This window comes from Agarivorans sp. Alg241-V36, assembly GCF_900537085.1.
GTDB lineage: Bacteria > Pseudomonadota > Gammaproteobacteria > Enterobacterales > Celerinatantimonadaceae > Agarivorans.
The window spans coordinates 680,306-699,817 of the sequence record NZ_UNRE01000001.1 but is presented as its reverse complement, the minus strand read 5'-3'; the positions used below and the strand labels follow the sequence as shown (position 1 = coordinate 699,817).

The following is a 19,512-nucleotide window of genomic DNA, read 5'->3' as shown; positions in this document are numbered from 1 at the left end:
AAACAAAAACCAGCGCTAAGCGCTGGTTTTTTTATCTTAGCTGGGCCATTCACAAAACTAACCAAGCAAACTGCTAATGCGAACTGTGTTTAAGGCACCAACCACAACACCTGATAAGGCTTAAGCTTGTAGTCCGCCAAAGTCACTTGCTCATCACTGAGTAAGTCTTCACATTCAGATTGATATGCCTGCGGCAGCTGAGCAAAATGCTCAACTTGTTGTGGGTACTTAGTCAGGTTAAATACCGCTAGTAGTCCGTCTCGACTGGAATTACTCGTACCTCTTGGTGCATCGCCTCGCTGCAATACAAACAGAGCATCACCGCAGTCGTAAACTCGCTGGGCAGACTCCGGATGAAAAGCAGTGATGGTTTTACGTAAGGCCAGTAAATCGCGATAGCGCTGAAAAACAAGGGCTTGCGAGCTATGCTCTTGGGCCAAGAGTTTCTCAAAATCTTGGCGATCCCAGCGGTGGCGGTTAATCGAGCGAGTACGGCCAGTTTGCTCAACCAGCAACTGGTCGTTTTCGGTAGCGGTTAAACTATGAATATAAATGCCCGGAATACCTTGCAAGCTCAACAACAGTTTTTGGCTACATAAAAAGCGCTCAACTTGCCATTGGTCAGATCCGGTACGTGTACCCTGCAGCGCATCAAATAAGGAGATGTTTAGTTCGTAAGGGTTTTGTGTGCCGTCTCCATTAGACTTCATACTCACAAAGCCACCAAAGTTGTGTACCGACTCTGCCAAGTCTGCAATTTCGTGTTTGGGAATAATCTGTTCTACCGCCCTCACTCCAATGCCATCATGCGAAGCAACAAAGTTGAAGTAGTTACAGCCCTTTGGTAAAGCCACTAAATCCCTCGCCCAAGCCGTTAAGTAATGGCCATTACCACGGTTTAAGGCATGTAGCAGCAAAGGTGGTAGCGCAAATTGATAGACCATGTGAGCTTCGTCGCCTTCGCCAAAATAACTAATGTTTTCCTGGTGAGGCACGTTGGTTTCGGTGATTAACACCATATTCGGGTCTAGCTGTTCCATCACCCAACGTAGCAGTTTAACAATGGCGTGAGTTTGTGGCAGGTGAATACAGTTAGTGCCCAGTATCTTCCATACAAAAGCCACGGCATCTAGGCGAATAAAACGCGCACCATGCTTTAAGTAGAACAAGAAAATATCCACAAAAGCTAACAGCACTTTAGGGTTAGCAAAATTTAAATCTATTTGATCATCGCTAAAGGTGGCCCAAACATGCTTCAAGCCTTGGCGGGTATATACATCAACAATAAGCGGGCTAGTTCGTGGGCGGGTTACTGCGCTGTAATCAAGCGAAGGATCAGATTCAACAAAGTAATCTTGCCCCTCTCCAGAGCCATTTACAAAATCGTTAAACCAAAGGCTTTGGCGCGAGCAGTGATTCATCACCAAATCAAACATCAACTCAAAATCTTGATTTAGCTTGGCTACATCGGTCCAGTCACCAAGGCTGTAATTCACTTGATAGTAGTCAATCACCGAGAAGCCATCATCGGAGCTAAAGGGGAAAAAGGGCAGAATATGCACCGAACTCACCAAACCCGATAAGTACTCGCGTAAAAACTGATGCAAGCTTTGTAGCGGCATCAACTCATCACTTAATACGCTATCGCCGTAAGTAATTAATATTACGTCTTGTTCAGACCAAGCTTGATAACGAGGAAAGCCAGCTTTGCTTTGTTCAATTTTTTGGATGATGTCTTGGCTTAAATTGGGGTCTAAGGATGTTCCATATACTAGCTTAAGTAATAACTCGAGTTCTTCCATAAAGGCTCCCACCATGGCTTGCTTAGCTTTCTATTAATTAAGTGTTTCCAATAACTGTGCCAAGGCTCGTTAACAACAGCGCCCTAAACACCATTAAATTAAGCATTTGTTTTATATGAAAAAATAGTAAAATAAATCCCAGCTATGTTTAGCCAGCCACTAAGTGCTGCAAAAATAGCTAAGCAGCTATGTGCCATTTTAACGCAGCATTAAGCTAGGTCCTCTAGATTTGCACCATCAAGGTGCGCCAGCAATCATGTTCAGACTTAGCCAAATCAAAAATAAAACGATTATTTATAAACAAAACAACAATTTAGAAACTTTATATTCATTCACGGCATCGCTCTTGCTCTAGTAAATACAGATACTAACCAACCAACACTCAACAAGATTGTACGGTTACAAGGAGTTCCAATGACCATGATTAAGAAATGTTTATTTCCAGTTGCAGGCTATGGCACCCGCTTTCTACCCGCTACCAAGTCTATGCCTAAAGAAATGTTGCCCATCGTAAACAAACCTCTGGTTCAATACGGTGTAGAAGAGGCAGTAGCTGCAGACATGAGTGACATGGCCTTTATTACCGGCCGGGGTAAACGCGCAATTGCCGACCACTTTGATATTAGTTATGAGCTCGAAAACGAAATTGCTGGCACCAGCAAAGAAGCCTACTTAAAAGAAATTCGTCATTTAGTCGACAATGTAGACTGTACCTTTACTCGCCAGAAGAAAATGATGGGACTTGGTCACGCAGTATTGTGTGGCGAAACCTTAATTGGCCAAGAACCCTTTGGTGTAGTGTTAGCCGATGACTTGTGTTTTGGTGATGACGGCGGCGTACTAGCGCAAATGACCAAGCTTTACGAACAGTTCCGCTGCTCGATTATTGCTGTGATGGAAGTACCTCGAGAAGAAGCCCACAAATACGGGGTTATCGAAGGCGAAGCGCTGCGTGATGACTTATTCCGAGTAACCTCAATGGTAGAAAAACCCGCCAAAGGTGAAGAGCCATCAAACTTAGCGGTTATTGGTCGCTACATTCTAACGCCGGATATTTTCAGCCTAATTCGTGATACTAAACCAGGTAAAAATGGCGAAATTCAACTTACCGACGCACTCCTTACTCAAGCCCAAAACGGCTGTGTAATGGCCTACAAATTTAAAGGTAAGCGATTTGACTGCGGTAGTGTTGAAGGTTTTGTTGAAGCTACCAACTACTGTTTTGAAAACTTATACGGTAAGTAACACCAATAACTGTGCCAGCGTTAAGACGCTGGCACAGGCTCCTCCACCATAGCCGGTTGAAGATTGAACCCCATGTGAACAAGCGAGTAGCCGGTATAACGCTCTGGTCTCTGCCACACCACTTGAAATCGGTGGCGTAAATAAAAACTAAAAGCTTGGGAGTTGTCAGCAAACAAATGCAACACCAAGTGAGAACGCAAGCTTTTCGCCAACTCCAATAATTGAGTGCCAATTCCTTTACGCTGCCATTGTGGCGCAACAAACAAGGCAACGAGTTTTTCTTCCATTAAAGCTAAAAAGCCACACACCTCACCTGCGACTTCAGCCACCCACACCTCTGATTTAAATTGATACAAACGTTGCAAGGCATCTTGGCGCTCCCACCAATATTTGCTGGGTAAAAAATCGTGGGCACGTAAACTGGCAGACAGCCAAATCTCGCCTATATCTTCGTAATCGTTCTGCTCTGCTTTTCTCAGGGTTAAACCTGCAGCATTAGTAAAAGAGTTCAATGAGTAAAACCATTACAGTTAATCCAGACCAACAGTATGGTAACTAACACAGAATCTCGGTGTGAATTAGATCGAATTTTGTACGCTTATAAACGATGAAGATCACAGCCTACTAACAAAAATTGCGCATTAACTAATCAATAATTCTTAGCAAGACAAATACAGCAGACTAAAGCTCTAACGACAAAATACCCATAATACTGATTAAAACGAAGGCAAATGAAAATTAATTACTTATAAGTCAATTAATTATGAAAGATGGAGCAACTAGCAGCAAAGCACTCCTGCTCAACAGCCAACATTTCCCCGCACCAACACTGATCAACAATTAAAAGCTAACGCGTGCAAGCTTCGGTTTATTGAGCGCGTTTAAAATGACATACGCCTGTCGTGTTTTGCGAGACCTGACACTCTGTCACTAAGATCTGTTTTAGCTCTATCCTAGCTCGCCTAAGTCGTGCTTTAGTTGCCGTTAAGCTCAAGCCATTTTGCTTGGCGTATTGTGCTTGCGCCATGCCATTTAAGTCGCAGAACTCGATAACATGCCGGTGATGGCTGGAGAGTTTTGGCAAAATTCGAGGCAAACAGCTTTGCAGCTGTTCCATTACCGGCAAGCTGTTGTCTATGGCTTCTAAGTCATCAATATCTTCAATGTCAATCTTGCGACGCCAGTGGTCAATAAATTGATTTTTAGTCACTTTAAACAGCCAAGACTTGCCATCCTTTAGCGAGCAAAAGCGCTCGCTATTACGCATTGCTTTAAGGAAAACCTCTTGCATTACATCTTCAGTTTCATGCTGATTTTGTGTCTGCTTCAACAACCAGTTATAGAGCAGGGATTCAGATTCATCCCACGCTTTCATTAAGCATTTCATTTTTAAACCTTAGGAGTAAAACACTAGGCTAGCCACCCGTTTAAAACGGTGTAATCTCGAATTCAATATTAGGCCAGTAACTGTTGAACCTGCTCAATTGTAGGAACCGAACCTGAGTGTACTATCCTACCATTCACAGCTAGCCCCGGAGTACTCATTACCCCTGCCTTCATAATATCTTCAAGCCCTGTCACCTTTTCAACTTCAACCTGTAAGCCAAGTTCTTCAGCGACTTGTGTAATGCGTTCTGCAGTCACTACACAGTTTTTGCACCCGGTCCCATATACTTGCACTGTTTTCATTTTCCACCCAATATGTTGTTAATAATAAGCATTAAATAGCCACCCCACTATTGAGATAGCAACAAATAAATATCCGGTTATCCAAGCAAGTAAGCGGTATTCCATCACTTGCTTGAGCATCATAAATTCGGGCAAACTCACCGCGACCGCGCCCATACAAAAAGCCAAAGTAGTACCTAAAGGCATGCCTTTATCAATCAATGAGGCCATTATCGGCACCACACCAGAAGCGTTGGTGTAAATAGGAATGGCACTAAGAGTTGCCAACGGTACTGTCCACCACTGCCCCTCTGCTAGGTTTTGCTCAAACCATTGGGCGGGTACAAATCCGTGAATAAAAGCGCCAATGCCAACACCTATAATCACCCACTTCCAAATACGTTTTACGATTGTGCTTGTTTCATTCACCGCAAATTGATGGCGTTGCTGGAAATTCAATTCAACATAACTGTTGTTGGTGTTGTTTGGGCAACTGCTCTCATCTTGCAAATAGGCTTTGGCAAGAAACGGCTGTAACCAACGGTGGGCTCTAAGCATATCCAGCAATAGGCCGGCCAAAATTCCCAATGCTAAACCTATAACGATATACATCACCGTAAATCTAAGCCCAAGAATGCTTCCTAGCATAATAACTACAACCTCATTGATTAAAGGAGAAGTGATCAAGAACGCGATGGTGATACCGATAGGAATGCGGGCAGACACAAAGCCCATAAAAAGTGGAATAGAACTACAAGAACAAAAAGGCGTAATAGCGCCAAACATCGCCCCTAGAACGTAGCCGACTCCCCTATTTTTACCTTTTAGGTAATCTCGAACTTTTTCGGTACTAAGCGCGGCGCGGATAAACGAAATGAAATAAATTAGCACCACTAAAAGACTCAGAATCTTTGTAGTGTCTTCAATAAAAAAATGGATGCCAATAGCTAGCGGAGAGCCTGGTTCTAAGCCCATAAGCGAAAATACCAAGCTATCTGCTAATTGTGTGAAAATGTCGAACATAACCAGCCCTAAAAAATACACCTCTATTAACAACACGCATGAAGCGGCAAAAGGATACTTATTTTTTTGGGGAAGTGTTTTTATGCCTTGGATGGCTAAAGAGCTTGAGTCTAAAACCGATAAGCGGCCAATTTGAGTTAAGCGCTACCGATAAAGAACAAGCCCCTCAACGCCTCCAGTTTTTAGTTAAAAAACACCATTTGAGTTTTCAATATCGCCGCCGCTAATCAGGGAATATACCCGCATAGAGAAGTCGAGCGCTTGAATCGAATCCCAGTGCTCAACAATTCGTCCCTCTTCAATGCGCCAAGTATCGATTATGTTCATCCCTTTTTGGTCGTTTCCTCTGTCTTCTCTTTCTAAGGTGGCGTGAGAGTGGAAAATCACGTAATCACCGTCAACGTAGATGTGTTTAACGTCGTAGGTGTATTCGGGATAATCTTCGACAAACTCCTCAAGGAAGCTAACCAAACCGGTTACTTTGTCAGGTAAGTTTCTATTGTGCTGCACGTAAGCACTGTCGTTGTAGTGTTGCTTAACGTAGTCGAAATCGTGATTGTTCATGAGGTTTTGAACGAAGTCAGTTATTAACTCTGCATTGGCGAGTTCTTGTTCCGTCCAACTAGCTTTCTTGAGAGAAGATAAATCAATGACCAAGGTGTCTTTTGGCTGGGCAAATACCATTGTGCTCATGAATAGCAGAATAAACGAGGTAAGTACTTTAAACATAGGTGACTCCAGTAGCTGTTGTGCCAATTAAGTATACATTGATAACCATGGTAATTATTAGTAACCTACAAAACAAGAAGGCACAAAATGCTTAGTTAGGCAGTTTTTGGTAACCGGTATCTAGATTCCCCAAATAGGCAGGAATGATTAAAGTGGCAGAAAAAACAACATCAACAAGACGTATTTTTTACAACGATGCGAGCTGTCCAGTACGCAACGTTGTGGCTCAAATAGGTGACAAATGGTCGCTGCTCATTCTCTTCGCATTAGTAGATGGACCAGAGCGCTTCAATGCTCTCAAATCAAGAGTGGAAGGTATTTCTCAACGCATGTTGACCCAAACTCTTCGAGATTTAGAGCGAGAAGGTTACGTAATCAGAACGGTGTATCCCGAAGTACCAGTACGCGTAGAGTATGCGCTGAAAGAAATGGGAAAAGATCTCGTGAAGCCCTTGTACCAGCTGGTATCTTGGGCTGACCAGCATCAAGAAGAGATTAACCGGGCGAGAAAAGAATATGATGAGAAAAGCTAGTATTACCTAGATAAATTCTTCTGAATCAAGCCAAACTAAATGACTAAACATCGCAAAGAATACCGCCAGCGCTATATGCGCCGGCCAACTCTAGCTACTTTCATATCAGGATCTACTTAACTTGGTACCGCAGAAGCACTTGATTATCGAGCACCACATTTGTTGACCAAATAAAGCTTGCCCCTGCCCCACTGAACTTATCTATAAAGTTCATATAGGCTTTTTTGTTATTTACACCAATTTCAGCTTCTGTGTATAAGCTCGCCAGTGGCCAAGCACTAGCGTCAAAGGCTTGCGCCATCCAGTTGCTTGGCGTTTCCCAATGCACCGCGTAAGCATCTTGCCCTTCATCAGTACCTTGGGTTGTGCAGCTATCAGACAAGCGCTTTCCTGCTACTTCATGTAAACAGTTAAGATCATAAATCGGCGATGTGTAATAGTTTTGAGCTAGCCAGTCTGCATTGGTAACGGTTCCGTCACTAAAGCTAGCAATAAAGCCTCCATCACCAGGGTGAAAGTCTTTGCCTCGGTTATTCTCAGAACCTAGCCCTAGGTTCTCTTCCCAATCAATCACTTTAACCGCAATGGTATAAGGTCTGCTGACCTTAAATTTCACGATACTGGAGTTAAATGGTGTGAAAGGCACGCTATCAACCGCGATTAGTGTGCCATTGATGTAGAGCTCAAAGTAGTTGTCGGCAAAAATGTAGCCGGTTATTTCTTCTCCCTCAGAGTCAACCACCACCACAGGAGTGGAATTTTGGTCGACCTCTGCGATGCTACTAGGAGTAACGTTTGCACATTCTTCATATAAGTCGACAGCCTTTGCAGCAGTAGCATAGTTATTGCTAGCCGGAACCGTCCATTTCTTATCTGCTGAATCAGTAACTTCACCGATACCAGCCACTCGGCTTCGGCCGTTTTTGCACTCAAAAAGGTTCGCTTCAATGGTTTTCGCTAGGCCTTGGGTTATTGTACCCGAGCCACTGTAATTGCTAGTGCCGTTAGCTGAGGCAACCGATAAAGGTAAAGCAAGCGTTGCAATAAGAAATACTGAAGAAAGAGTCATCGCCAAAGGTGATTTAGTGTTCATGCATGCTTACCGTTTTTCGCTTCAATTTTCACTAGCTTAGCTGGGAAGTATCGTTCATACCAAGCACCAGCAGATTAACGACATCCCAAACCAATCGGCATTGATGCATTTTCAGCTCGAACTAATTCGACTACTTCGCCACTATTCGCCTTGCTTTTCTCAATTATCAAGATCAAATGTTGTATTCACAAAGCGATGCAAAAAAACCGACATTGCAACCTGACAAGTCAATCAGTTTTGGTAGAATAGCGCCCCAAATTTATTAAAGAGCTATTCCGTTATGTGGTTTAAAAATCTAATGTTGTTTCGCATTACCAAAGAGCTAGAGCTCGAGCCAGAGAAGCTAGACGCTACTTTAGGCGAGCTAAGCTTTACCCCTTGCGGAAGCCAAGACTTAAGCAAATTTGGCTGGGTAACCCCAATGGGCAAATTTGGTCAAAGCCTTACGCATGTGATTGGTAACGAATACTTGGTATGTGCTAAAAAAGAAGAGAAGATGCTACCTGCATCGGTAATTCGCGATACCTTAGCCGATAAAATCGAGCTGATTGAGCAAGAGCAACAACGTCCGCTTAAAAAAGCCGAGAAAGATGCCCTTAAAGAAGAGATAGTGATGACTCTTCTGCCTCGTGCATTTTCACGTACTAGCCTAACTTACGCATGGGTAAGCCCAGACAACAACCTTATTGCGGTTGATGCCGGTAGCGCTAAAAAAGCTGAAGAAGTGATTTCTTTATTACGTAAATCTTTAGGCAGCCTGCCTGTTACACCCATTAAACTAGCTAATCAAGCCGACGTAACCATGACTGACTGGCTAAACGAAAAAGCCATTCCAGCCAATTTTGAATTAGGTGAAGAAGCCGAACTACGCAGCGCGCTTGAAGGCGGCGGTATTATTCGTTGTAAAGAACAAGACCTGTTCAGCGACGAAATTAAAGTGCACCTAGATGCCGACAAGTTTGTGACCAAGCTAGAGCTTACTTGGGCGGATTCGATTCGTTTCTTAATTAGCGAAGACATGAGCATTAAAGGCGTTAAGTTCACCGATACCATCACCGAACAAAACGAAGACATTGAGAAAAGTGATGTAGCGGCGCGCTTCGACGCAGACTTCGCGCTAGCCAGCGGCGAACTAACCAAAATGATCCCTGATCTTATCGCAGCCTTAGGCGGCGAATTAACCAGCTAAGTCCTCACAGTTACTTACCTATTTCACCAACCATTAACATAGTATTAGATACTTGCTTAAGGTTGGTGATTTTTTAAGCAAAACCATTGCAAGCCCCGCTCGCTAAGCGTAAAATGCGCGCCCTTATTGTGCTGCTCGCAGCCTTCCTCAATGATTCGACTCAGACCCGGAGCTTTGATGTTTACACCAGAATTACTGTCACCCGCTGGCAGCCTTAAGAATATGCGTTACGCTTTTGCCTATGGCGCAGATGCGGTATACGCTGGCCAGCCTCGTTACTCATTGCGTGTTCGTAACAACGAATTTAATGCCGAGAACCTTCAGCTAGCGATAAACGAAGCCCACGCGCAAAACAAAAAGCTCTACATGGTAAGCAACATTGCCCCGCACAATGCCAAGCTAAAAACCTACCTACGCGATATTGAGCCAATTATTGCCATGAAACCAGACGCCTTAATCATGTCTGATCCTGGCATGATTATGATGGTGCGCGAAGCCTTCCCAGATCAAACTATTCACTTGTCGGTTCAAGCCAACGCGATTAACTGGGCTACCGTTAAGTTTTGGCACCAACAAGGTGTAGAGCGTGTGATTTTGTCGCGCGAACTGTCGCTAGACGAAATCGAAGAGATTCGTATGCAAGTGCCAGAAATGGAGCTTGAAGTATTTGTACATGGCGCATTATGTATGGCCTACTCTGGCCGCTGTTTGTTATCGGGCTACATTAATAAGCGCGATCCAAACCAAGGTACTTGTACCAACTCTTGCCGTTGGAAGTACAACGCACACGAAGCCAAAGAAAACGAAGTGGGTGATATTATCGCAGCTCAGCCACAAGTGGTTGAACCTACTTTGGGTGCAGGCGCGCCAAGCGACCAAGTATTCTTACTGCAAGAACAAGGTCGCCCTAACGAGTACATGCCAGCCTTTGAAGACGAGCACGGCACTTACATCATGAACTCAAAAGACCTACGAGCTATTCAACACGTAGAACGCTTAACTAAAATGGGTGTGCACTCGCTTAAAATTGAAGGCCGTACTAAGTCTTTCTACTATTGTGCGCGTACTGCCCAAGTTTATCGCCAAGCGATTAACGACGCAGTAGCCGGCAAGCCCTTCGACCCAAGCTTAATGGGTACGCTAGAAAACCTTGCTCACCGTGGTTATACCGAAGGGTTCTTACGCCGCCATACTCACGACGAGTACCAAAACTACGACTACGGCTACTCGGTAAGCGATACCCAGCAGTTTGTCGGTGAAGTAGCTGGCCGCAACGCGGCTGGCCTTGCCGAAGTCACCGTTAAAAACAAATTTGTATTGGGTGATACGCTGGAGCTGATGACGCCTCAAGGTAACCTTAACTTCAAATTAGAGCACCTAGAGAACAAAAAGGGTGAACTAATAGACGATGCTAAAGGCAGCGGCCACACGGTATTCTTACCGGTGCCAGAAAATGTAGACTTAAACCACGCACTTATAATGCGTAACCTACAATCTGGCCAAGATACCCGTAACCCGCATCAAGCTGGCGAAGTTAAGGCTTAAACATGGCGCTGCTAATTAGCAAAAAGTGTATTAACTGCGATATGTGCGAACCAGAGTGCCCTAACCAAGCTATCTCTTACGACGGCATTATCACGGTGATAGACCCAGAGCGCTGCACCGAATGCAAAGGCCACTACGAGCGCCCAACCTGCATAGATGTATGCCCAATTGATTGCATTGCAGTAGACCCGGCTCATAAAGAAAGCGAAGAGCAACTTTACGATAAGTTTGTCGCCTTACATGGCGACATGCTCATTGCCAAAGGCTCTGCTTAGCACTTTAAAGCTCGAAGCTAAAACTAACAAGCCGCAGCCACATACTGCGGCTTTTGTTTATCAACTACACAAAGCAGGCGATAGAATCGCGTAAACACTTCAGCCCTTAATCTGTTACAAGGCTCAACTAATACCAATCGTACTAAATAATTGTTCATTCTATCTGGTTAAAATACTCGATAACTGCGTTAGAATTTTTGATTGTAGAATAACTACTTATCGAAAAATTCTGCCTTTTTCTCGAGTATTTTTCCTGCATTATCTCTGATCACTTACTTAGTGTGATTGGCATAACCTACCTATCTGCCCATGACTTTTCTATTTTTGGCTGGGTAAAAACACTGTGATGATATACAGGAACCTGTGATTCCTACTTTCTACAAGTGATTGCATACTTTCATGCTGACATTTTTGTTACTTTTCGAGCTAGATGGCTGATGTAGCTTGGGAAAGGTGATAGCCTTGGTTTAATCAAATGAGTGAAATGAGGAAAACTTCCTTGTTTAAACAAGGAAATTTTCCTCTTAATAACCTGTTAACTCCTATGAATGAATTAGAAATCATCCCTTTTAATGGGGTTGGTAAAATAAAGTTAGGCATGAATCAAAATGACTTGAGAGCTGCCGTTGGTAGTCCTCCGGACAATATCCCTGCTCATACCAATTCTGGAATAGAGTTTCCTGAGAGTGACTACTTTTTAGAAAGTGCGATTCAAGTGACTTACGATCCTACAACTGGCTTAGTAGATTGGATTGGTTTCAATGACAACATCCCCTTTAAGTTACTTTTTAACGGTGTTGATCTATTTGATACTGAGGTAAATGAAGTCGTTGCCCATAGCAAAAGGCGCGGAAAACTCGATGAAAATGATAGTGAGCTTGGTTATTCGTTCAATTTCCCAGAATTAGGAATATGTTTTTGGCGAGAGTCAATAACAGAAGACTTGCTAAGTGAACTAGAGGATGCTGACGAAAATGATAAAGAGTGGATGTTAGAAGATATCGAAAATTCCAAACATTTTCAGCAGGTTTCTATTTTTCGTGAAGGTTACTGGAGTGAGTAGAGTTAACAAGTCAAAGCACGCGGACTTGGTAAAGCTGTCACCTTTTTTGTTCCAAAAAAGCCGCCAACTTCACCAAGTCGGTGTTTGAGGCGTTAGAAGCATGGATAGATATGAGCATTAAACAAGAATGGCAAAGGAAGTGGAGAGCGGCTTTAGGAGAGCCCACTGATTCAATGCCTGATATCAGAGATGATTATGCTCTTCATTTTGATATATGGAATATTGGTGATGAAAAGCTAGAGGAGTGCTTTTCTATATTTCCTAATGGCGACCGATTGCTTAAAAGAGTTAATGAAGTAAGAAAAACTCGTCCTCAATCTACCGAAATTGATGATGAAGAACTATTAAACAAGCTCGATCGGCTAAATAAAAATATCGAGACTGTACTACGAAATTTTGGAGATGAGGAACTCATCGAATTAAACGGAGAAAAGTCTACTGCCAAGAAGCGATGTGTTTATCGAGGCAATGAATCACTGAGACGTGAAGTTCTCAACAATGCTGATTCACCCACGGTGCATTTAGATGATGAACTTTGTGAAATTATTGAAAAACACTGCGGTGAGCAAGGTTATGAAGCATTCTTCTTTTTAAGTGAGCCTCTATATCAATTGTCTGGTTGCTATTACACAGTATCTCACTGGATAGCCTGGGCAATGGTAGAAACCAAATATGATGCCGATCCGTATCACGAGGCATTTGAACTATACAAAATTAAAGCGCAAGCGGGCTGGTTAAATGATGAGCAGTTTATTTACATCGCCAATTAAGCTTCTAACAAGGCGCTGCAACCGACTGCCAGGTAAATCATGTCGAAATCAATAGAGGTTCGTACAGCTAAATCAGGCGATGCTAATGATACGGCTGCTATTTATCTTGAGTCTCGTAAAGAACTGGTTGCTTTTGCGCCAGTTGTCCACTCTGACGAAGAAGTACATTCTTGGATTAAGGATCAGCTGATACCCTGTGGTGGAGTGCTTGTTGCTGAATTAGAGGGTAAATTAGTTGGTATGTGTTCCCTATCAGAAGCAGAGGAAGTTGCCTGGATTGATAACTTGTACCTCAAGCCTTCTGAAGTTAGAAAAGGAATCGGCACGGCTCTTTTACGAGAAGCATTAGCTCGAGTTAGTAGACCATGCAGACTATATACTTTTCAAGAGAATCGAGCAGCGAGACGATTTTATGAAAAGCAAGGGTTTGAAGCGATTGAATTTAGTGATGGCTCGGCGAACGAAGAGAATGTTCCCGATGTTTTATATGAACTTGTTTAGGAGCAGCTAACAAAGCCATTGATGCGCTCAATGAACACATCCACTATTGCTAGCAAACCCATCAAATAAAAAGGGCTCCACAAGGAGCCCTTAGCTAGTTATCGATTGAGCTTATACATCGAAGCGATCGGCATTCATCACTTTAGTCCAAGCGGCAATAAAGTCTTTAGCAAAGCGTTCTTTATTGTCATCTTGTGCGTAAAACTCGGCGTATGAGCGCAATACAGAGTTAGAACCAAACACCAAATCTACTCGGGTTGCTGTCCATTTAACTTGGCCACTAACACGCTCGCAGATATCGTAGGAGTTTCTGCCCGTTGGTTTCCAGGTATTGCCCATGTCGGTTAAGTTTACGAAGAAATCGTTGCTTAATACGCCAACTTGGTCAGTAAACACACCGGCTGTAGAGCCTGCGTAGTTAGTGCCCAATACCCGCATGCCGCCCAATAGCACTGCCATTTCTGGTGCAGTAAGCCCCATGAGTTGAGCGCGGTCGAGCAGCAGTTCTTCGGCCGTTACCACATAGTGCTTAGGTAAGTAATTACGGAAACCATCTGCTTGAGGCTCTAATACTTCAAAAGACTCCACATCGGTCATCTCTTGGCTAGCATCCCCACGACCAGCCGTAAACGGTACGTCTAGGTCGAAGCCCGCTGCCTTAGTTGCTTGCTCAAGGCCAACGTTACCGCCAAGTACAATCACATCGGCCAGGCTTGCGCCAGTATCTGCAGCAATACCTTCTAACACCGAGAGCACTTTTGCTAACTGCTCTGGTTCATTAGCTTGCCATTGGTTTTGTGGCGCCAAACGAATACGCGCACCATTGGCACCGCCACGTTTATCCGATCCACGATAAGTACGTGCGCTATCCCAAGCGGTGCTCACTAACTCAGATACGCTTAAGCCACTGTCAGCAATGCGCTTCTTAACTGCGTCTGCATCATAATCCGTTGCACCAGCAGGGATAGGATCTTGCCAAATAAGATCTTCTGCAGGAATGTCTGGGCCAACATAAACAGACTTAGGCCCCATGTCCCGGTGGGTTAACTTAAACCAAGCTCGAGCAAAAGTTTTAGAAAAGTAGTCTGGGTCGTTCATAAAACGCTCAGAGATCTTACGATACTCTGGGTCTACTTTTAGCGCCATATCTGCATCAGTCATCACCGGGTTATAACGAATAGATGGGTCTTCAACATCAGTTGGCTTATCTTCTTCCTTAATATCAACCGGTTCCCATTGAACTGCGCCAGCCGGGCTTTTCGCCAGTGCCCACTCGTAACCAAATAACAAGCTAAAGTAACCGTTGTCCCATTGAGTAGGGTGAGTAGTCCAGGCGCCTTCAATACCACTGGTTACAGTATCGCGGCCAATTCCTCGCTTGCTATGATTATTCCAACCAAGGCCCTGCTCTTCTACATTTGCCCCTTCTGGCTCTGCGCCCAATAATGAAGCGTCACCATTACCATGACATTTACCCACGGTATGGCCACCAGCGGTTAAGGCCACTGTTTCTTCGTCATTCATTGCCATACGTGCAAAGGTAGTACGCATGTCTTGAGCAGTTTTAAGCGGATCAGGCTTACCATCTACGCCTTCTGGGTTAACGTAAATCAAGCCCATCATTACTGCCGCTAAAGGGTTTTCTAAGTCGCGTTCACCCGAGTAACGAGAGCCTTCGCCGCCACTTTCCGCTAGCCATTCTTGTTCAGCGCCCCAGTAAATATCTTTTTCAGGATGCCAAATGTCTTCGCGCCCAAATGCAAAACCAAAGGTGTCTAAGCCCATCGACTCATAGGCCATGTTGCCGGCCAACAGTATTAAATCAGCCCAGCTAAGGCTGTTGCCGTATTTCTTCTTAATTGGCCACAGTAAGCGACGCGCCTTATCCAAGTTGGCATTATCTGGCCACGAGTTTAAAGGTGCAAAACGTTGACTACCGCTAGCACCGCCGCCTCTGCCATCGGCAATTCGATAGGTGCCAGCAGAGTGCCAAGCCATGCGAATCATCAAGCCACCATAGTGTCCCCAATCAGCAGGCCACCAGTCTTGGCTGTCGGTCATTAAGGCTACTAAGTCTTTTTTTAGCGCGTCTACATCGAGAGTTTTAAGCGCTTCGCGGTAACTAAATTCATCACCCAATGGGTTGGTTTTAGTATCATGTTGATGAAGAATGTCTAGATTCAGTGACTTGGGCCACCAATTCATATTTGCTGCTTGAGGGGTGGTTGCTCCGCCATGCATTACCGGGCATTTACCACCAGAGCCATTATCATTCTCTTTCATAGTCACTCCTTAAATATCACGTTTATATTGTTTTTGTATCGGCTATAAGAGCAGCCTTAGACTAATTTCCAACTCGAGATTAAGCGTATAGCCATATCGTTGAGCAAGCCAATTTGTATAAACTATCGCAGCAATAAGCAGTAATAACCTTAATAAAAAAGTGGTTAATTAGAGTTTTAACTTAAAACAAATATGGAGGACTAAGAAATTTACAAAACTTTACTTTACGGTGAGTTTATTGGGACTGGAAAACACCTTCTATTTGGTGAAATATTGAACCAAATAGACAGTCAAAATGTAACTAAGCTCGGCTAATACAACGGCCAAACATAGCAGCAAAAGCCTAATGAACTTATGAAATAAAAGGCAATAAAAGGCGAGAAGAAATTACTGTGAGGTTTAAAGCTGCAGCTAATAGTAGTACAAGCAACGCGCTTAGCGAACCAGCGCACTTATCTTGGCTAAAGCTTGAGTATTAAGCCTTTGCCAAGATGATGTTCAAGCAAATAACGGTACAATTACCGGGCAGAGCATGGCGCTAAAAGTAGCGCTTAATACTAGGGCTAAAGCGCCATAAGCTCCTTGCTGATGTCCCTCTTCAGCAATACGCGCTGTGCCTAAGGCGTGACAAGCAGTGCCCATGGCAATGCCTTGTGCTTTGCTGGAGTGCACACCGCAAAGTTTTAGCACCGGAATACCTACTACTGCCCCTACCAAGCCAGTAATTAGCACGGCAATTGCAGTAAGTGCCGGCTCGCCAGCCACCTGTTCGCTAATCAACACAGCAATCGGCGTAGTCACAGATTTTGGCGCTAGCGAGGCGGCAATTTCCGGTGTTGCGCCCACCAGTATCGCCAAACCTACGGTGGTAGCTATAGCAACAATGGCAGCAATAATAATGGTGATGGCAATCCGCGGTAACTCGGCTTTAATGTCATACAGCTGCTTGTACAGCGGCACACCTAAGGCGACTACTGCAGGCTCAAGCAGTTTACTTAGCCAACCACTGTATTGGTTGTAGTCGCTAAACGGGATATCCAAGGTCAATAGCGCCACCACCAATATAACTAGCGTAATCAGCACTGGGTTAAGCCAAGTAACAGAAAAACGCTGCTGCAAATGCTTAGCGGCAATAAACAAAGCAATGGTTAATGGCAAGTAGAGAAAATTCACCATTATTTTGCCTCCCCATCTACAGCTTGTGACTGCGCAAGCTTAAGCTCATGCTTTTGCTCCCAGTGTTGGTAAACTTTACCAACCACTACCAGTAAAACGAGTGTTGCCAAGGCGCAGGTGAGCAACATAGCCGGCAAAGCCTGTAATAAAGTTTCAATGTGTTCCACTAAACCAATGCTAATTGGAACAAACAAAAGTGACATCCAACGGACAAATTGATTTGCCGTTCGCTCTACCCAAGCCAATTTAACCCAGCGAAACTGTAAGGCAGCAGTAAGTAACAACATTCCCACAATACTAGCAGGGAGAAGGTTTCCGCTTACATCACCTAACCAACGGCCGATCCACAAGCAAGCGTAAATAACCACTAATCCAGAGGCAATTTCTAGCACAGCTGATTTGTGAAACTTTCTCATAACTCTTGTCGACTTTTGTTATTCAATAACGCTATTATGTAATAAAATTACAAAACAAGCTATCGTTAGCTAACATTGTTTTAGGAGACGCTATGAAGATCAGTTTTTTCAGCGCTAAGCGCTATGACCGTGACCACTTTGATGCCCAGAATACATCTTCAGCATTTAGCATTGAATACTTCGATACCGCCCTTTCGGCAAAAACTGCTCGCCTAGCGCATGGCGCAGATGCAGTGTGTGCCTTTGTAAACGACGACCTCTCGGCTGCCACCTTAGAAGCCTTAGCTGAACATGGCATCAAACTTATATTGCTGCGCTGCGCAGGCTTTAACAACGTAGATTTAAGCAAAGCCGAGCAATTAGGCATCACCGTTTCGCGAGTGCCAGCCTACTCGCCGGAAGCGGTGGCCGAGCATGCTATTGCCTTAATGATGACGCTTAACCGCCGTATTCATAAAGCTTACCAGCGTACTCGCGATGCCAACTTCTCTTTAGAAGGTTTAACCGGCATGAATATTTTTGGCAAAACAGCTGGGGTAATTGGTACCGGCAAAATTGGCTTAGCCACTGCGCGTATTCTTAAAGGTTTTGGCTGTAGAGTTATCGCCTTTGACCCTTACCCAAATGACGCAGCCAAAGAGCTAGGCATTGAATATGTAAGCCTGCCAGAGTTATTGTCTCAATCTCAGATCATTACTCTGCACTGCCCACTTACCGTTGAAAATACCTACCTAATTGGTAAATCTGCCTTTACCCAAATGCAGAAAGGCACCTTGCTGATTAATACCAGCCGCGGCAAATTAGTAGATTCTACCGCCTGTATCGAAGCCCTAAAAGACGGCACCTTAGGTGGCTTAGCCTTAGATGTTTATGAGCATGAACAAGAGCTGTTTTTTGAAGACTTGTCGGCTGAAGTAATTTTGGATGATGTGTTCCGTCGCCTGTCTGCTTGTCACAACGTTATCTTCACTGGGCATCAAGCCTTTTTAACCCAAGAAGCCTTGCAAAGCATTGCCGATACTACCTTGCTAAATGCTAAGGCCTTTAGCCAAGGCCAGCGCAGTGGCAATGAAGTTACCGCAGAAGTGATAGACAATAGTTAAACGGCAGCGAGTAACTACGTAACAAGGCAACATTTACATGCTGCCTTGTTACTTTGCTTTAGGTTTCACCACTAAAATCAGGGCTTCCCTTATTTCAAGGCCACGCCAACTCCCATCAACAATAGTTGTGCTTACTAGACTAATCACCAGCCATTGAGCTTATTGCTTGCCAGACAAGACGCATTGTTCACGTAACCAAAGGTGGGCAGGATCGTTTGTTCGAGATGGATGCCAATACATGCTCACTAATATCTCCTTGGGTAAGAAGTCTGCATCCAAGGGCTTTAAACCAAAGTTTGCACAATGTTGCTTAGCCAAGTTCTCAGGCAAAATACCGATGCAGTCACTTTGTCCAATTAGCGGCAACATATCCATAATGCCGCTGGCCTGCCACGCAATATTTCGCTCGGCTAAACCCGATATCCCCATATCTCCTAGGTACCCAGTTTTTTGATCTGGCTGAGAGTGAATAACGTGCTGCTCTCTTAGGTACTGCTCTAGTTTTAATTGGCTATTACTAAACCTTGGATGTTGCGCTCTGCACACCACCACTAGGCGATCTTGCATTATCCTTTGCGAGCGTAGGTGCGGATAACGGTTTGATTCAGCCTCAATCAGCAAATCACATTGATGCGAACGCAACAAGCCCGCCATATCTTGACCAAATAAGGGCTCTGTTTTTATCGACGCTAAAGGAGCTTGCTCAAATAAGCGCTTAGCCAATTGCGGAAACAAGGTGAAACTAAACACACTCAGTGCGGCAATAGTAAACTGTCGCTGACACTTTGCAGGTTCAAAATAGCGTTGTTCAGGCAGCATATGTGCAATGCTTTCTACTGAGTTAGCCAACGCTGGGTAAATATCTAGAGCATAAGGTGTAGGCTCTACCCCGTGGCTACCGCGAATAAACAAGTTGTCTTTAAATATGTCACGTAGACGCGTAACCCCTTGGCTTACCGCCGACTGACTAATGCCTAAACGCTTAGCGGCCTTACTGTAGTTTCGCTCTTCTACTACCGCCACAAAGGTAGGAATTAAGCTGTAGTCTGAATGTTTCATCACTAAAAAACTATGAGCCTTAAGCCACAAGTATAAGAT

At 44.2% G+C, this 19,512-nt stretch carries 20 protein-coding genes; 9 read left to right on the top strand and 11 right to left on the bottom strand.

From position 1 onward, the window contains the following. Positions 1-89: 89 nt before the first annotated feature. A complete protein-coding gene (locus G6R11_RS03360; protein ID WP_240352392.1) occupies positions 90-1,802 on the bottom strand; it encodes a sugar phosphorylase in 1,713 nt (570 codons plus the stop codon). A 420-nt stretch (positions 1,803-2,222) separates the two neighbouring features. Between G6R11_RS03360 and galU the strand changes: the two genes are divergently transcribed. Further along, positions 2,223-3,047: a UTP--glucose-1-phosphate uridylyltransferase GalU gene (gene galU, locus G6R11_RS03355; RefSeq protein WP_163131902.1), complete on the top strand. Its 825-nt coding sequence runs from the start codon at positions 2,223-2,225 to the stop codon at positions 3,045-3,047. A gap of 20 nt (positions 3,048-3,067) precedes the next feature. Here galU and G6R11_RS03350 read toward each other — a convergent pair whose 3' ends face one another. The 5 genes from G6R11_RS03350 to G6R11_RS03330 all read right to left on the bottom strand — a co-directional run bounded on the left by G6R11_RS03350 (position 3,068) and on the right by G6R11_RS03330 (position 6,467). Then, positions 3,068-3,559, bottom strand: coding sequence for a GNAT family N-acetyltransferase (locus G6R11_RS03350; protein ID WP_163131442.1), 492 nt, complete (start codon positions 3,557-3,559; stop codon positions 3,068-3,070). A gap of 356 nt (positions 3,560-3,915) precedes the next feature. Then, complete coding sequence (locus G6R11_RS03345; protein WP_205472565.1) at positions 3,916-4,434, bottom strand: sigma-70 family RNA polymerase sigma factor; 519 nt, start codon at positions 4,432-4,434, stop codon at positions 3,916-3,918. 68 nt (positions 4,435-4,502) lie between these two features. Further along, positions 4,503-4,736, bottom strand: a complete 234-nt coding sequence (locus G6R11_RS03340; protein WP_163131440.1) for a thioredoxin family protein — start codon at positions 4,734-4,736, stop codon at positions 4,503-4,505. Positions 4,737-4,754: 18 nt separating this feature from the next. Beyond that, the gene (locus G6R11_RS03335; protein WP_163131438.1) at positions 4,755-5,738 is read right to left on the bottom strand and encodes a permease; all 984 of its coding nucleotides are present in this window, start codon (positions 5,736-5,738) and stop codon (positions 4,755-4,757) included. A gap of 186 nt (positions 5,739-5,924) precedes the next feature. Further along, positions 5,925-6,467, bottom strand: coding sequence for a nuclear transport factor 2 family protein (locus G6R11_RS03330; protein WP_163131436.1), 543 nt, complete (start codon positions 6,465-6,467; stop codon positions 5,925-5,927). Positions 6,468-6,610: 143 nt separating this feature from the next. Here G6R11_RS03330 and G6R11_RS03325 point away from each other — a divergent pair, with 143 nt between their 5' ends. Next, positions 6,611-7,000, top strand: coding sequence for a helix-turn-helix domain-containing protein (locus tag G6R11_RS03325; protein ID WP_163131434.1), 390 nt, complete (start codon positions 6,611-6,613; stop codon positions 6,998-7,000). Between the two features lie 112 nt (positions 7,001-7,112). Here the strand turns inward: G6R11_RS03325 and G6R11_RS03320 are convergent, their stop codons facing one another. Next, the gene (locus G6R11_RS03320; protein ID WP_163131432.1) at positions 7,113-8,093 is read right to left on the bottom strand and encodes a hypothetical protein; all 981 of its coding nucleotides are present in this window, start codon (positions 8,091-8,093) and stop codon (positions 7,113-7,115) included. 280 nt (positions 8,094-8,373) lie between these two features. On the opposite strand from G6R11_RS03320, the gene rdgC reads away from it, so the two are divergent. The 6 genes from rdgC to G6R11_RS03290 all read left to right on the top strand — a co-directional run bounded on the left by rdgC (position 8,374) and on the right by G6R11_RS03290 (position 13,436). After that, positions 8,374-9,282, top strand: a complete 909-nt coding sequence (gene rdgC / locus G6R11_RS03315) for a recombination-associated protein RdgC (protein WP_163131430.1) — start codon at positions 8,374-8,376, stop codon at positions 9,280-9,282. A 177-nt stretch (positions 9,283-9,459) separates the two neighbouring features. After that, positions 9,460-10,827 (top strand): tRNA 5-hydroxyuridine modification protein YegQ, encoded by a 1,368-nt coding sequence (gene yegQ / locus G6R11_RS03310; RefSeq protein WP_163131428.1) that lies wholly within the window; start codon positions 9,460-9,462, stop codon positions 10,825-10,827. A gap of 2 nt (positions 10,828-10,829) precedes the next feature. Further along, the gene (locus tag G6R11_RS03305) at positions 10,830-11,102 is read left to right on the top strand and encodes a YfhL family 4Fe-4S dicluster ferredoxin (RefSeq protein ID WP_163131426.1); all 273 of its coding nucleotides are present in this window, start codon (positions 10,830-10,832) and stop codon (positions 11,100-11,102) included. Positions 11,103-11,601: 499 nt separating this feature from the next. After that, positions 11,602-12,165: a hypothetical protein gene (locus G6R11_RS03300; RefSeq protein ID WP_163131424.1), complete on the top strand. Its 564-nt coding sequence runs from the start codon at positions 11,602-11,604 to the stop codon at positions 12,163-12,165. Positions 12,166-12,275: 110 nt separating this feature from the next. After that, positions 12,276-12,935: a hypothetical protein gene (locus tag G6R11_RS03295; RefSeq protein WP_240352391.1), complete on the top strand. Its 660-nt coding sequence runs from the start codon at positions 12,276-12,278 to the stop codon at positions 12,933-12,935. A 39-nt stretch (positions 12,936-12,974) separates the two neighbouring features. Beyond that, positions 12,975-13,436 (top strand): GNAT family N-acetyltransferase, encoded by a 462-nt coding sequence (locus G6R11_RS03290; protein ID WP_163131422.1) that lies wholly within the window; start codon positions 12,975-12,977, stop codon positions 13,434-13,436. Positions 13,437-13,547: 111 nt separating this feature from the next. On the opposite strand, the gene katG is transcribed toward G6R11_RS03290, so the two are convergent. From katG to G6R11_RS03275, 3 genes are all read right to left on the bottom strand, one after another. Then, positions 13,548-15,719 carry a catalase/peroxidase HPI gene (gene katG, locus G6R11_RS03285; RefSeq protein ID WP_163131420.1) on the bottom strand — a complete coding sequence of 724 codons (2,172 nt, stop codon included), beginning with the start codon at positions 15,717-15,719 and terminating at the stop codon, positions 13,548-13,550. 498 nt (positions 15,720-16,217) lie between these two features. Further along, on the bottom strand, positions 16,218-16,895 hold the full coding sequence (locus G6R11_RS03280; protein ID WP_163131417.1) for an LrgB family protein: 678 nt from the start codon (positions 16,893-16,895) through the stop codon (positions 16,218-16,220). Beyond that, complete coding sequence (locus G6R11_RS03275; protein ID WP_163131415.1) at positions 16,895-17,311, bottom strand: CidA/LrgA family protein; 417 nt, start codon at positions 17,309-17,311, stop codon at positions 16,895-16,897. Before G6R11_RS03275 ends, G6R11_RS03280 begins: the two co-directional genes overlap by 1 nt. A gap of 92 nt (positions 17,312-17,403) precedes the next feature. On the opposite strand from G6R11_RS03275, the gene G6R11_RS03270 reads away from it, so the two are divergent. Then, entirely contained in the window at positions 17,404-18,414 is a 1,011-nt protein-coding gene (locus G6R11_RS03270) for a 2-hydroxyacid dehydrogenase (RefSeq protein ID WP_163131413.1), read from the top strand. A 159-nt stretch (positions 18,415-18,573) separates the two neighbouring features. Here G6R11_RS03270 and G6R11_RS03265 read toward each other — a convergent pair whose 3' ends face one another. Beyond that, complete coding sequence (locus G6R11_RS03265; protein WP_163131897.1) at positions 18,574-19,473, bottom strand: LysR family transcriptional regulator; 900 nt, start codon at positions 19,471-19,473, stop codon at positions 18,574-18,576. Between the last annotated feature and the right edge of the window lie 39 nt (positions 19,474-19,512).

Excerpts from the sequence above, each read along its gene's own strand:
- G6R11_RS03360 (WP_240352392.1), bottom strand. The coding sequence starts at position 1,802 with ATGGAAGAACTCGAGTTATTACTTAAGCTAGTATATGGAACATCCTTA.
- galU (WP_163131902.1), top strand. The coding sequence starts at position 2,223 with ATGATTAAGAAATGTTTATTTCCAGTTGCAGGCTATGGCACCCGCTTT.
- G6R11_RS03345 (WP_205472565.1), bottom strand. The coding sequence starts at position 4,434 with ATGAAATGCTTAATGAAAGCGTGGGATGAATCTGAATCCCTGCTCTAT.
- G6R11_RS03340 (WP_163131440.1), bottom strand. The coding sequence starts at position 4,736 with ATGAAAACAGTGCAAGTATATGGGACCGGGTGCAAAAACTGTGTAGTG.
- G6R11_RS03335 (WP_163131438.1), bottom strand. The coding sequence starts at position 5,738 with ATGTTCGACATTTTCACACAATTAGCAGATAGCTTGGTATTTTCGCTT.
- G6R11_RS03330 (WP_163131436.1), bottom strand. The coding sequence starts at position 6,467 with ATGTTTAAAGTACTTACCTCGTTTATTCTGCTATTCATGAGCACAATG.
- G6R11_RS03325 (WP_163131434.1), top strand. The coding sequence starts at position 6,611 with ATGATTAAAGTGGCAGAAAAAACAACATCAACAAGACGTATTTTTTAC.
- G6R11_RS03320 (WP_163131432.1), bottom strand. The coding sequence starts at position 8,093 with ATGAACACTAAATCACCTTTGGCGATGACTCTTTCTTCAGTATTTCTT.
- rdgC (WP_163131430.1), top strand. The coding sequence starts at position 8,374 with ATGTGGTTTAAAAATCTAATGTTGTTTCGCATTACCAAAGAGCTAGAG.
- yegQ (WP_163131428.1), top strand. The coding sequence starts at position 9,460 with ATGTTTACACCAGAATTACTGTCACCCGCTGGCAGCCTTAAGAATATG.
- G6R11_RS03305 (WP_163131426.1), top strand. The coding sequence starts at position 10,830 with ATGGCGCTGCTAATTAGCAAAAAGTGTATTAACTGCGATATGTGCGAA.
- G6R11_RS03295 (WP_240352391.1), top strand. The coding sequence starts at position 12,276 with ATGAGCATTAAACAAGAATGGCAAAGGAAGTGGAGAGCGGCTTTAGGA.
- G6R11_RS03290 (WP_163131422.1), top strand. The coding sequence starts at position 12,975 with ATGTCGAAATCAATAGAGGTTCGTACAGCTAAATCAGGCGATGCTAAT.
- katG (WP_163131420.1), bottom strand. The coding sequence starts at position 15,719 with ATGAAAGAGAATGATAATGGCTCTGGTGGTAAATGCCCGGTAATGCAT.
- G6R11_RS03280 (WP_163131417.1), bottom strand. The coding sequence starts at position 16,895 with ATGGTGAATTTTCTCTACTTGCCATTAACCATTGCTTTGTTTATTGCC.
- G6R11_RS03275 (WP_163131415.1), bottom strand. The coding sequence starts at position 17,311 with ATGAGAAAGTTTCACAAATCAGCTGTGCTAGAAATTGCCTCTGGATTA.
- G6R11_RS03270 (WP_163131413.1), top strand. The coding sequence starts at position 17,404 with ATGAAGATCAGTTTTTTCAGCGCTAAGCGCTATGACCGTGACCACTTT.
- G6R11_RS03265 (WP_163131897.1), bottom strand. The coding sequence starts at position 19,473 with ATGAAACATTCAGACTACAGCTTAATTCCTACCTTTGTGGCGGTAGTA.